The 13,200-nt window shown below is 34.7% G+C and carries 11 protein-coding genes; all 11 read right to left on the bottom strand.

Annotated features, from left to right (window positions below; all coding sequences use genetic code 11):
• Positions 1 to 8: 8 nt before the first annotated feature.
• Positions 9 to 833, bottom strand: coding sequence for a hypothetical protein (locus tag HZ311_RS14465; protein WP_023519587.1), 825 nt, complete (start codon positions 831 to 833; stop codon positions 9 to 11).
• A gap of 28 nt (positions 834 to 861) precedes the next feature.
• Positions 862 to 1,098, bottom strand: a complete 237-nt coding sequence (locus tag HZ311_RS14460; RefSeq protein ID WP_010735554.1) for a hypothetical protein — start codon at positions 1,096 to 1,098, stop codon at positions 862 to 864.
• 2 nt (positions 1,099 to 1,100) lie between these two features.
• Positions 1,101 to 2,840 carry a VirD4-like conjugal transfer protein, CD1115 family gene (locus HZ311_RS14455; protein ID WP_353629223.1) on the bottom strand — a complete coding sequence of 580 codons (1,740 nt, stop codon included), beginning with the start codon at positions 2,838 to 2,840 and terminating at the stop codon, positions 1,101 to 1,103.
• Between the two features lie 35 nt (positions 2,841 to 2,875).
• Positions 2,876 to 4,336, bottom strand: coding sequence for an HTH domain-containing protein (locus HZ311_RS14450; RefSeq protein WP_096081506.1), 1,461 nt, complete (start codon positions 4,334 to 4,336; stop codon positions 2,876 to 2,878).
• Positions 4,337 to 4,660: 324 nt separating this feature from the next.
• Positions 4,661 to 6,013, bottom strand: coding sequence for a lytic polysaccharide monooxygenase (locus HZ311_RS14445; protein WP_137072376.1), 1,353 nt, complete (start codon positions 6,011 to 6,013; stop codon positions 4,661 to 4,663).
• Positions 6,014 to 6,274: 261 nt separating this feature from the next.
• The gene (locus HZ311_RS14440) at positions 6,275 to 7,771 is read right to left on the bottom strand and encodes a helix-turn-helix domain-containing protein (protein ID WP_178946782.1); all 1,497 of its coding nucleotides are present in this window, start codon (positions 7,769 to 7,771) and stop codon (positions 6,275 to 6,277) included.
• A 541-nt stretch (positions 7,772 to 8,312) separates the two neighbouring features.
• A complete protein-coding gene (locus tag HZ311_RS14435; RefSeq protein WP_010735561.1) occupies positions 8,313 to 8,888 on the bottom strand; it encodes a hypothetical protein in 576 nt (191 codons plus the stop codon).
• Positions 8,889 to 9,360: 472 nt separating this feature from the next.
• Positions 9,361 to 10,026, bottom strand: a complete 666-nt coding sequence (nth, locus tag HZ311_RS14430; RefSeq protein ID WP_010735562.1) for an endonuclease III — start codon at positions 10,024 to 10,026, stop codon at positions 9,361 to 9,363.
• Between the two features lies 1 nt (position 10,027).
• The gene (locus HZ311_RS14425; protein WP_010735563.1) at positions 10,028 to 10,732 is read right to left on the bottom strand and encodes a DnaD domain-containing protein; all 705 of its coding nucleotides are present in this window, start codon (positions 10,730 to 10,732) and stop codon (positions 10,028 to 10,030) included.
• Positions 10,733 to 10,969: 237 nt separating this feature from the next.
• Positions 10,970 to 11,260: a DUF5960 family protein gene (locus tag HZ311_RS14420; protein WP_023519579.1), complete on the bottom strand. Its 291-nt coding sequence runs from the start codon at positions 11,258 to 11,260 to the stop codon at positions 10,970 to 10,972.
• A gap of 260 nt (positions 11,261 to 11,520) precedes the next feature.
• Positions 11,521 to 12,873, bottom strand: coding sequence for an NADH oxidase (locus tag HZ311_RS14415; RefSeq protein WP_010735565.1), 1,353 nt, complete (start codon positions 12,871 to 12,873; stop codon positions 11,521 to 11,523).
• Positions 12,874 to 13,200 lie beyond the last annotated feature (327 nt).

Raw genomic sequence — 13,200 nt, 5'->3', positions numbered from 1 at the left:
ACTCCTTTCTATGAGGCAGATACAATCATCTTCGCCCATCCTTTCGTTTTGTTGATTGCAAAAATCAAAGCAATCATGTAAATCGTCAAACCAAAAATCAACGACCACATACCTCTTCTATGACTATCCAAAAAATTCACGAAAATCAAAGGATAAATGGTCAACACTAATGCAATCATTACAGCATGCAGTGAGGAAGCGGCAAAATTCTTGAAAAATCCTTTTGCCATAGTTGAAAATTCTTGATTAGGTAATGCCGCCATTGAAATAGGAGCAATCGCACTAAAGATATATAACTCAAAAAACCTCAGGTATACGATAACATGGATAAAAACCCCTACAACTAAAGAAACAAGGAATAGAACGACAAAGATCATTAATACGACCATTACTTCCCACCACGAAAGGCTTTGTACGACTGAATCCACAACATTGTAATAAGAGTCTAAAAGATCGGTTCTATTGTATGCCAGTATTTGTCCAGCTAACATCGATCCTAATGCGACAATAGCATCAAGGATCACTTGAATTCTTAAGATGACAATATAGCAAATAATAAATTTCACAAAGGCTTTCATGATCATTTCAAATCCCAAAGTAGGAGCACCACCAGCATTCTCTACTTTTAAAGAAATTTTTTGAAACTCAAATAAGATAAATACCGCTAGTATGGAAAAAGCTACTGGAGCTATTATCGTTTGTTGGATCTCTCCTGCTACTCTATAGGCAGAAGCCATATATTCTTGTAATCCCAAACTTAAGGTATTTGCAATATTTTCACCATTCAAGTACCCCATCATCTGGGTGAAAAGCATCATTATCGCTGCGCGCACTGATTCACCTTCTTTCTATTAAAATCTTTTATCTACTTAAAAGTGAACCAACATCAAATGCAGTTACGAACCAAACTGCGGCTACTAAAATCAAGGCACCGCCGACCACTTGCCAAATCCCTTGTTGTAACTGTGGACCATTTTTATCTTTTAACGCACCAGCTAGGATGACAGTTCCCCAAATAATCCATAATCCTCCGCCAACCATCGTAAATCTTGAAATCAAGTTAAATACATCCTGTAATAATTGTTGGTTATTGTTCATTTCTATTTATTCTCCTCTTCGTTTTTCGGTGATTGATTTCGTTCGTACCAATTTTCTGGAGTCACATCACCGAGTTTTTTATAATTTTTGTGTTTGGTAATATCATATTTTTCTGAGATAAACGGAACTATTCCACGAATCTTTAAAATCGCTTTTGTTCCACTCAGGTTCGCCACTTCATCTACATCCAATAAATTTCGACCCATTTTTTGATAGTTCTCACTGTAGTTCCCATTACTACCTTTGGTGATACTGATATTCTTATGCTGGATCGTTTTCTTTCCTAGTAATTTGGAGATATACTCATGCGTGCTTAACTCCATCCCACCTAAATACAGAAATACGTCACTGGTCCCGATGATTGTTTCCCAAGTATCTTTATACAAATTTTTAAGCTGACTAATGTTTTGTAAGATTACATTGACCGATATTTCGCGACTTCGAATCACGGAAATCACTTTTTCAAAGTCTGGAATTTGTCCAATATTGGCAAATTCATCTAAGACACATCGCACGTGATGTGGTAGACGACCTTTATAGACATTGTCTGCTTTGTAAACTAAGCTATCGAATAATTGTTGGTACAGCATACTTGCTAAGAAATTGAAACTTGTATCTGTATCTGATAATAAAATATAGATAATCGTTTTCTTGTCCCCAACCGTGTCTAATGCTAACGTATCTTTACTCACGATTTTTTTGATATTCGGAATATCAAAAGGTGATAATCGTACTCCTAAGCTGACTAAAATACTTTTTGCGGTGCGATCCCCCGCTAATTTGAAAATTTTGTATTGCGCGACTGCAAAGTTGGTAGGATCTTTTTCTTCAAGTTCATTGAAAATCACATCTAGTGGGGAAACATAATCTGGCACATCCTCTGGACAGTTTGCTAAGCGGACCATTTCAACGACATTCGTCAATGTTTGATCTTCTTCATCAACTTCTTGCAAAAGATAACTGAATGTAGCCATCAATAAGGCTGTCTCAGCTTTCTCCCAAAAATCATCGCCACCCTTTTTTTCTGGATCTGAAGTGTTTTTGATCAAGTTGTTGACGACTTTTAAAATATCGTCTTCAGTACGGATGTAAGTAAAAGGATTATAGTAGTCTGTATTTTCCCGCGTGATCAAGTCAAAAACCTTGATTTCATATCCGGCCTCTTTAAACATCGTTGCTGTTTCGCTTAACAAGAGTCCTTTAGAATCACTGACGACATAGGAAGAATGTAGTTGCATCAAATTAGGTTTTACATAGAACCTTGTTTTCCCTGATCCAGCTCCTCCTACTACGATAACATTCTTATTCCGATTAAAGTTATTAGACTTAGTGATCTTCATACGACCAGACATAGACAGCGATTCACTTTTTGTGAGAATGATATTGTTGTCTTTTTTTTTATCCATCATCGGCTTTATGTCTTTTTTGTTGCCCCATCTGGCACTTCCGTATTCAAACTCTGTATGTTTCGGCATGCCTGAGTGATACAAGATACCAAGAGCAAGCCCCCCCACGATTGTAAATGTACCAATGATACTTGCTATACTATAGCTAAAATCAAACTCAAAGCGACTAACTTCTAGTCCCAATTGGTCGATTGTGCGAACCAAGACTTGTGCGATATCTTCTGTCTGTTGTCGGAAATTCTCGTAAATTAGGATGGTCCGATTTGCCGTATACGCGAATACAAGAAATAAAAATAGTAAAAGTAATTTATAATACCAAGTCTTTGAGTTTTTCAACTTGTCCTCCTAAACGACATAAGTTATCTTTTTTATTATCTAAAATCCGTAACAAGCAAATCTGAAACGACGTCCATCGTTCGGTCAATATCTGCTTTTTCTGGTAGATAAAACATTTTGGTTTTATCCCCAACTTGATACGGAAATGGTAGAATATTTGTCACTAAGATATCTACATCAAGTGGATTTTCAATGGTTTCCAATTGTTCCTGGTACATGATACTTGCTCTGGTGTGTAGATATCTTTCAATAATTTCATTTAATGCAAAATCCGTTAAAAATCCTCGTTTCAATGCAACAACAACTGTACTTAAAACTTCACATGCCTTGTTCGTATATAAGAAAAGTAATAAGTCAGAAGTAAATGACGAAGCACATCTTTTTTGAAGGAAATTCTTTTGGATCGCTTTATTTTTTTTGATGACTGTATTCATTTCTTTATATAGTCGCCGGTTGATTGAATCAATCAACATCGCCGATTCTTCATCGTTATATGAAAAATCAATTTCAAGTTCCTGTTTGATTTTCTCTTGAAATAAAAAGCAATTGACAATTGAATACAGTTGCTCATTATCAACTTGGATCCGATTCCCGAGAACACTCTTGAGATCTAAAACTAAATGTTTGACTGTCTCGGAAAAACCAAAGTATTCTGCAAATCCTTTATTGTGTTTTTCTATCTCTGTGTAATAACATTCATGTAAATGGATCATACAAGCTATAAAACAACATTCTTCAAAAATGACTTCTTTAGAATAGGTCTTGAAACAATCTAATTGAATAAATTCAACGAATAATTGATTCGTTAAGGGATTGTTTCTAAACCAATCTAACAATCGCGACTGGATATATAATTTATCTTTTCCAAACCGGATAAAAGTTAAAGCAAGTATTTTCTTTGTGATTGATTGGGAAACATCCGAACATAACGCCAAAACGATTTTGGTTATTTCTTCCATTTCATTTTTATAGGGGCAATAATCTTCGATCTCTAGATAAGCTGATTTAATGTAAAGATCAATAAACAGTTTTCTGATTCTGATCTCCTTCCCTAAAAATTCAACCGGTGAAAGTTTTAAATTCAAACCATATTGATGGCAGATTTTCTTTAGCTTTCGCATTTTTTGGATCACTGTTTTCTCACAGTAATGTAATTCCCAGCTCCAATCGATCACCTGCTTCAGTTCACCTGTAAGGATACTTGTTGTCACTTTTACTAAGTCTTCATTCATGTAATAAGATTTTTTTTTCTCGAATAATTTAAAATGGTTCAATACAAACATGCTGACCCCTTTATAGGAAGTCAATATTTCAATTGTGTCGGAAAATTCATCTTGAATCGTTTTTAAATCATTGGTAATCGTTCTTCTAGTTACTTTGAGACTTTTTGCAAGATATTGAACGGTCACATTTTTTCTTCTTTCTAAAGTATTCAAGATAAATACGACACGTTTTTTGTAATCATTCGATATTAATCGTTCAAGAATCTCTTCCACTTACCTTCCCCCTTTCACATAACAACTTCACTATAAACAATCTGTTTTTTTATTTCGAGGTATTGTATTTCCCGACTTAGAGAAAAAAAATTCTTTAGAAGACGAAGTTTTTTTAAAGTTTTTTTATAGATTTCAGATTCGAGAGATAACAATAAAAAAGAGACTATACAAATTGTATAGCCTCTTTAAGGCGTAATTAATAACACTAACCCACTATTTTTATTTATCTACAATAAATGGCCCTCTGAGATTTTAAGCTTTCTATAAAAAAGTTATTCTATTGGAATCCTAAATTAATTCAAAAGACTAAAAGACTTTTAAAAGTTATTTAATTCTAAATAAACTAGCGGCACTATCTGGCGCCCAAGATGGGTCCCCATAATTATCATGAGTAACTAGTGTCGTATAAAGTTTTCCCTCATGAAAAATAATTTCATCCTTAGTATATCTCACAGGATTAAACAAACTTCCTAACTCAAATTGACGATGTTCACTTGGTGGTGCAATTTCATTTGTTTTTGTTGAAATCACTAAGCGATTGCTTGCCTCTGATCGAATAGAATCATTGCTCACTGCTTTGATCGTATACGTATACTGAGCCCCCGCATTCAACCCAGTATCTAGATAAGTGGTATTTGCAGTTTTACCAACTAATTGGCCATCTCTATAGATTTCATATGTTTTGATTCCTGCAGAGTGGCTCGAAGGATTCCACATCAATGAGATTGAGTTCATCGTTTCCCCCATTGAATGTAAGTTACCTGGTCTTGTTGGCACTTCTACTTCGTTATCTGCTAACGTTGTTACCTGAAGCGCATCACTTTTTTCAGATACTTGTCCGGTAAACGATACTGCTTCGATTTCGTACTTATACGTGGTATTTGCTGTTAATTGATTATCTTGATAGTTGTTCGCAGAAGTTGTAGTAATCAGTTGACCGTCACGATACACATTGTATTTTTCAACAGCTGCTTGTGCATCCCAAGAAAGTGAGACTGACTGTTTTGTCGTATTCACTGCTCTGACATTCGTTGGTTTATTTGGTACGACTGGTATTGCTCCATTACTCTTGATATTCGCATCGATCACATTGTAAAAAGCATTCGCAGTATCACTAATATCCCAAATTGCTAAAATAACGTGATACCCCATTCGGTCTTCTGGAATATTGACTGTGTGCGTTGCGCTAATATTCGCAGAAGATTGTCCGCCACCATCGATTTCCGATAATAACTCTAGATCCTCTCTCGCAAGTGGTTTGTTTTGATCCCAACCATTTTTCGTGATGTAGTAATGATATTTCGCGGTCCGGTGATTTGCCGTAAAATGCCAAGTGAAATTATTAGGACCAGTACTGATATCTTGCTTTGTCCATAAAGTTGCTGTTTGTTGATCTAACTCAAAACCTAATGCACCATTTGCAGAAGCAATTCGTCCATCCGCTGGTCCTGCTGCTGGGAAGCCTTTCAATGCTTCTAAAGATTGTGGCTCATTGATCACTGCCCCATATTTCTGAAATGCTGCAGTCCAGTTGGTGCGAGCATCTAATGACCCTTGGTATCCTCGACTAATTGGTTCCCTTACATACCCATGTGCAGAAACATCTTTTGTCGCACCAAAAATTATTCCTCCTAGACTTAAAACCAAAACAACACTACCCAATAATCTTTTTTTCATATCATACCTTCCTTCCAATATTTTTTTGTTACATTATTTTTATAACATAATAACTTATTTAAAAATAGCACGCTTTCATTGTTCAATCAATCACAAAATAACATATAAAATAAACACAAACCTTTATAAATAAGTGTTTATTTATTGTGAAAATCAAAACTATTATTCATTTATTGTTCATTTAAACCAAGAGATGATAAACAGATTTAGCAAATAACTTCGATTTGTCATATCTGATTATGTTATTTAGTCAATCGGTGGTCAAAATTTGTACGTATTTACGATGACTTTATTAAAATACGATCCCAACCTCGTCCATGAATCCTTATCTGAGATATGCTTAAAATAAAATAAATCTTTATCTTCGTATCCATAGGTATCCGAAATAACGATATCAGCATGATCATACGATTCTACGATTTTTATTCGTTTATTATTGTAGTAATGAGTAATAACATTTTCGACTATATTTTTAGATTCTGGAAGGTTAAAAAATTCCACATAAACTTTATGTTCAGATTTAAGACTGTTGGAGGCCAAGCTTCCTAAGATGACTTGCACAAAACTATTTTTGATGTGATGGTAAGAAGGCTCATTTTGGTAAGATTTTAAGTTTTTATCGATGCAACGCTCTATATAGGCTCCATAACGATTTGTTGGTAATGCATCATGATATATAGGCATAAATTTATATAATTCCAAATGATGGATAGTGACTAATTTGTTTGTCAAATAATAGAGTAGTTGGTAAAAAATCGTTTCTGGTATATGAAAGTAATCAATCATGCACGTGAGTAATTTTTTACATTTGGTGACGATTGAATTCTTCTTTAGCTCCCCTAGCTTTCTTCCCAGTTCTTCTTTTTCTTCTTTCTTATTTAAATCTTGTGCAAAATAGTTGGATAGAAAGGCGAAATGGATACATTCATTTCGTGCATTTGTGCCATCTATCATCTTTTTGACAGTCAGCTTTTCTAAACACGCATCCATCTCCTCCTTATAGACTGTTTCTCCCAGCTCCACGAGTTCTGAGGATAGATCCTGGATTTGGTACCCATTTTTCAATGATATCAAACTAACCGCTAATAAATAGTTGATACGCTTTTTCCCTAGCGGAGATAAATTTTGGTAATGATCAAAGTTGATGGATAAGCGTAAGTTGATTACTTCTTCTTGTGTAATCGTTTTGAACAACCAATAGTTTCCTTTTGAAATGACTGCAATTCCCAGATAATGCAACATACGTATAGTAGATTCACTACCTGTTAACTCAATCAATGTTTCATTGACCTTCATCAATCGAATATCAATTTTTAGTAATTGAAACAATTCTTTCAACTTTCCTAAAAGTTTGTATACATGTGACTCACTATAGATTAGATATTTTGCGATATCTGAAACACTGAATTTCCTTTTTTCCAACACATATAACAATGTCTGATACAAATTTGACTCTGCAAAATATCTTTCTTGAAAAATACTGATCAATTCGAGATATTCCGTATCGGTTAGTTGTGGCATACAGCGCAATTCATCTTTATCTAGAATCAAAGAGGTGTGCGTTTTTTTTGAAATTTCACTTTCATCATACTCTCTCATCAAATTTTGAAGTATCTTCCTTGCTTGTCTTTTTGTTAGGTCCATTTCATCTTCCAGCTTTTTTATTGAGACTGCTCCATGTTTCATTTCTTTTAATACCTTCATTTGTAAAAATTGTGTTTTTGTAATGAATAATAATATTAATTTATCTGGCAGCATATTTATTTTCTCCTCAATCTATAGTTGAAATGTAAAAATTCAAATAGTATAACATCACCTCAATCTTTTTCTGTCATTTTTAAATAGCAAAAATATTCTTACTATTTAGAAAACAAAAGATACTTGTTGTTTTATAGTAATTATTTGACATGAAAACAGAGTAAAATTTCGCTCTCTTTTAAAGATAACCTAAAATAACTATTATAAAAATACAAGTACAATCTAATATTAGAATATTTATGCGTAAAATTCCAATAATTATATTCTTGAATTTATTTTATACCAATAAATTTAAAAGAAATTTATTGATTTTTTACATACGATACCTAGCAAAAAAAACTGAAGAACCAATGAGTTACCTCGTTTGATCCTCCAATTGTTTTACAAATATTGCTTAAAATCATTTCAGTTGGTGCCTATAATTTATTTCGATGATTCGTTTGACTACCCTACATTATGTATCACTCTTACATGGTGGAAGCGTTATAAGATCAAGCAGGATAGTCAGCCATTTTTGTTGATTTAGCCATACATCTTTTTCTTATCCGAATGGCACACTTGAGTGATGTAACTGGATTTTCAAGTCGCCATCCTCATCCATGATATAACCAAATGTGTATTCAACTTTGACTTCTTGGTTGGTCTCCCCTGAAGTAAAGTAATATACACCTGAAGAAATCGCTGTATCACCGTTCAAGATCGTATCGTGATTATCAAAGCGGATATCTGTCCAAGGCTCTAAGGCAAATCCACCATCTTCTGCGATGTCCCCACCAACAAAATAAGATAGTGCTTCATCTTTTGTTCCACGAAATGGTACTTCCGCAGCTTTCGTTGGTTTGAAGAGCACTTGACCGTCATCGTAAGCATATAGATTTTCCAGTGTCTCAAGCGCTTTTTCTTCGGCTTTTTCGTCACTTTCCAAACTAGCTTCACCAATCGCAATAATATTCTCTGCCCATTCTTGTTGTGCTTCTTCTACATCCGAAAGAGTAATGACCGGTGTTTCCTTCTGTGTCTCATTTGTTGTACTAGTTGAGTCTTCTCCTTGGGCAGATGTAGCGCATCCAGCCATCGTTAAAACTAAAGTTGATAAAAGTAATGTTTTTTTAATCATATAATTCCTCCTCTATAATTAAATTCTAACAGAAAACTCTTTTATTTAAAACTAAAAATATAACATACTTAAAACAAAATAAATAAATTAAATGTGTTATAATTGCCTAATTCAAACATACATATTTTATAAAAACATTATAATAAAATAACTGATTTATTTTATTATCCTGATAATCCTTTATTATTTATTTCGTCGAAATAATTCTCGTTTGTATCATTCAGCAAATTTGCTCGTAATGTTATAAACAATTATTTATTCTTTTACTCTCATGTGTTTTTCTCAACATTTTTTTCTTTACAAAAAAAAGTGGGATTTTCCTCCGCTCACATATTCAAAAATCGAATAAATGGCAAGAATAAAAGTAACTAATTCAGAAATAAGGCACCATCCACAAAAATTGGACGAACAATTTTCGTGGATGGTGCCTTATTGATTGAGGCTAAACACTTCTGTCATGACCTCTTCTTTCTTATTTTAAGTGTTTGTTTGCAGGATTTTTCATTCGCATTTTGCCATCCTGGCACATATCCAGTAAAGGACATACTTCACAGCGGGGACTTCTAGCAGTACAGTGATACCGTCCAAAGAAAATCAATGTATGATGCGTTTTTACCCATAAATTTTCCGGCACCTTTTTCATCAATGTTTGTTCAACTTCTTGTACTGACGCATCCAATTTACAGATTCTTAGTCGTTTCGTCACACGTTCTACGTGAGTATCAACTGCTATAGCTGGCACCCCAAATGCATCCCCAAGCACCACATTTGCTGTTTTTCTACCCACACCAGGTAATGAGACCAACTCTTCTCTTGTCTGAGGGACCTGTCCTTCAAAATGATCAATCAGCTGTTGCGCACATGCTTTAATGTTTTTCGCTTTATTCCGATACAATCCAATTGTTTTTATTTTAGGAATGATCTCTTCTAGTGGGGCTTTAGCTAACGCCTCAGGAGTTGGAAAAGCCTGAAATAGAGCAGGTGTTGCCTTATTGACCGAAACATCTGTCGCTTGTGCACTTAAAATGACGGCAATCAATAATTCATAAGGATTCTTATGTTGTAATTCTCCATGCGCTTCTGGAAACATCTCATACATTTTCTCAAAAGCTTCCATTGTACGTTGTTTACCTAACATATTACTCCCATTCTTCCAGCCAATTCTTTAATGATACTTTTGGCAGCTCTTCTTGTTGGGCTGGCTGATCGATTTCTTTTTGAAGCAGTTGCTGCTTTCTGCGTTTTTGATCTTCTTCTACTTGCTGTTTGGTTTTTAAATTTTTCCGTTCCCAAGATAATAAGATACGGTCGATATAATTGAAACTATACGCTTGGTTCAATACAGCCTCCCGTAAAGCTAATTTCAAAATCTCCGGATGATAATGGTCCTCTTCCAACCACTGTCCGATCCGTTGGAATTCAATAGAGGATAAGGGCCGTCCAAACTCTTGTTCAAATAATTGATAGACTGAACGTGTCGTTTTTTCTTGGACTTCTTCTTCTTGCTTTAGAGAGTCTTTTTCTAATAATCTTTCTAAATGCACATACGTTGGTGTCAAATCATAGCGATCCGCTTTACGTCCATCAATAAGTGTAGTTTCGATCGCTATGAAATGACCACTGACCAATCGATTCAAAATTTGAAAAACTTTTTCTTGCTTAACGCCCATATTCTGGGAAATATTCATCAGATCCGGGAATGAATCTCCTTCTGATTGTGCCATATGCAACTGTAATATAAATAAAAATTCATCTGCTTGTAAGCCGATACGATGATAATTTTTAAGCAAAAGATTGGAAACGATCGTTTGACCAGCTTTTAAATAGTTTTCTAAATTCAACATTATTATCCCTCTCTTTAAAATTAGTATACGTAAAAACAAGAATTGAAGCAAGAAAGGATTATTTGAATTTTTTTAAAATGTTTTAGTGGTTTTTATATTTAGTTTTCACTTTTCGGAATATATGTATGCTAGAAAAAAAGGCTGCTTGTATTAGTATATGCTCTCCTCTATGAAAAGGTCTCATATCTAATCTACAAGCAGCTTAGAGAATGACGCTCACGCTCGATAGAACGTTTATTATTGTACTTCGTCATCCGTTCGTAGCTCGTATGGTTGTCCTTCATACGTATACTCTGTATTCAATGTTCCATCATTTTCATCGGTATAGATCCGTCGACTAAACGGAAATTGATGGTCCTCACCATCTGTTGTCTCATCTCCAGATAAAACGAATTCTTCTGCTTGAGTTTCATTTAATTGATTGATCACTTCTTCTGCTAAAGAATCGATATCGATCGTTTCATTCCCTGTCACTTTTTTATAATCTTCAATAAAATTATCCTGTTGTACAAAATATTCTTTTTCCATAATGATCCTCCTCTAGTCCAACTCACTACATCTGCTTTGTTGGAAATTAATTACATCTATTATTTTGACAAAAAAAACAAAGGAAAACAACTAATTGCAACTGGTGAAGTCTGCAACAAACCATTCCTGTCTCGTGAGAAATAAAACAAAAAGTGTCAATAAAAAATTTTGACCTTTAAATAGCCAGTTGAGTTCCAAAAAAAAGAACCAACTGGAAACAATATTGCTTCCAGATGGCTCGTCTATGACGCTTTGACCAATTATTGAGCTGTCTCGATTTCTCCTAGAGCTGCTTGTGCAAGAAGATTCAAGTAGTTCCAAGGACGGTCAAAATGAGGTTGGAAGAAGAAGTCAGAAAGAGCTAAGTCTTCAACAGTCATTTTATTTTGAACCGCTAATGACATCGTATTAGCAGATTGAGTGATGTCGTATTTAGACATGAATTGTGCGCCTACGATACGATTTGTTCCTTTTTCATATACTAATTCCATCATGACTTTTTCAGTCGTTGGCATGAATTCTGGACGATAGTTATCTTCAAATAGTGTTGCTTGGACATCCAAGTTATTCATTGGGGCACTTTCTGTTGTTACACCTGTTGAACCGATCGTCCAACCGAATAAGTACAAACCAGAAGTTCCTTGTGTTCCACGATAAGCCATTTTTTGCTCTGTTAAATTGTTTCCTACTAACAATCCTTGACGGACCGCATTTGTTGCTAAAGGAATGTAGTTTTGCGTACCACTTGGGTTATAATTGACAACTGCTGAATCGCCCGCTGCAAAAATATCTGGATTGCTTGTTTGCATGTACTCATTTACTTTGATTGCGCCGTTTGGCAATGTTTCTACTTTACCTTCTACTAATTTTGTATTTGGTCTGAAACCAACACACAAAATAACCATGTCCGCATCAAATGTTTGGCTAGCTGTAGTTACTTGTTTTACTTTACCATTCTCATCTGGAATGAACTCAGAAACGTTTTCACCTAAAGCTAAAGTAACTCCACGATCAACCAATTCTTTTTCTAACACATCCGTAAATGGTTTATCAAGATATTTATTCAAGATACGATCTAAACCATCGATCAATGTCACTTCTTTGCCAGACTCGACAAACGCTTCGACTAATTCGATCCCAATATAACCACCACCAACGATCACTACTTTCTTCGCTTCTTCTGCTTTAGCAATGATTTCGTTTGCTTGATTATAGTTTTTACATAAAAGAATATTTTCAGATTCGATCCCTTTGATTGGCGGGATGATTGGCCATGAACCAGTAGTCATTACTAATTTGTCATAAGAAACTGTTTCAGTTTCGCCAGTTTTTAAATCTTTCGCTGTGACTTGTTTGTTTTCTGTGTCAACATCAGTGACATCATGTTCCATTTTCACTTTCGCACCTAACGAAGCTAACTCTTCAGGGTTTGAATAGAACAAGCCTGCTGGGTCTTTCACGACGCCTCCAACATACAATGCGATCCCACAAGATAAAAATGAAACATTGTCGTTACGTTCATAAACTGTAACATCTGCTTCTGGGTTGTTTTTTAAGATGCTTTTTACTGCTGCTGTTCCTGCATGGGTACAGCCGATTACTACTACTTTCATGTGTGTCCCTCCGATAAACGATTTGTCCTTTGACAATTTTTACTATAGCAAAATTAAAACGTATCCAACAGTTTTATGCTTGTGAATTCACAAGTGCTTACTTATCATATTTTGCGCATTTTCGATTTAAAACGCTGATAAACAAACGTTCTTTTTGTGATATTTTAAACTAACACCTCTATGCTTGTGAATGAATACGAAATCGCATAAAAAATCGCATAAATATTTTCACCTTTCTTAAAACTGTTAGTGTGTTTTCCTCTTAGTTTCATAGGAGTAGGTATTCCATGTTTTTCTACACGTCACAAATAAAAGACAAAAAAACAT

The organism is Enterococcus mundtii (genome assembly GCF_013394305.1).
GTDB classification, from domain to species: domain Bacteria; phylum Bacillota; class Bacilli; order Lactobacillales; family Enterococcaceae; genus Enterococcus_B; species Enterococcus_B pernyi.
The sequence above is the reverse complement of the archived record's forward strand: the minus strand, read 5'-3'. Positions and strand labels throughout refer to the sequence as shown.

What these genes read in the sequence shown, in the direction of transcription:
- HZ311_RS14415 (WP_010735565.1), bottom strand. Translation starts at nt 12,873, where the DNA reads ATGAAAGTAGTAGTAATCGGCTGTACCCATGCAGGAACAGCAGCAGTA.
- HZ311_RS14440 (WP_178946782.1), bottom strand. Translation starts at nt 7,771, where the DNA reads ATGCTGCCAGATAAATTAATATTATTATTCATTACAAAAACACAATTT.
- HZ311_RS14435 (WP_010735561.1), bottom strand. Translation starts at nt 8,888, where the DNA reads ATGATTAAAAAAACATTACTTTTATCAACTTTAGTTTTAACGATGGCT.
- nth (WP_010735562.1), bottom strand. Translation starts at nt 10,026, where the DNA reads ATGTTAGGTAAACAACGTACAATGGAAGCTTTTGAGAAAATGTATGAG.
- HZ311_RS14460 (WP_010735554.1), bottom strand. Translation starts at nt 1,098, where the DNA reads ATGAACAATAACCAACAATTATTACAGGATGTATTTAACTTGATTTCA.
- HZ311_RS14425 (WP_010735563.1), bottom strand. Translation starts at nt 10,732, where the DNA reads ATGTTGAATTTAGAAAACTATTTAAAAGCTGGTCAAACGATCGTTTCC.
- HZ311_RS14445 (WP_137072376.1), bottom strand. Translation starts at nt 6,013, where the DNA reads ATGAAAAAAAGATTATTGGGTAGTGTTGTTTTGGTTTTAAGTCTAGGA.
- HZ311_RS14420 (WP_023519579.1), bottom strand. Translation starts at nt 11,260, where the DNA reads ATGGAAAAAGAATATTTTGTACAACAGGATAATTTTATTGAAGATTAT.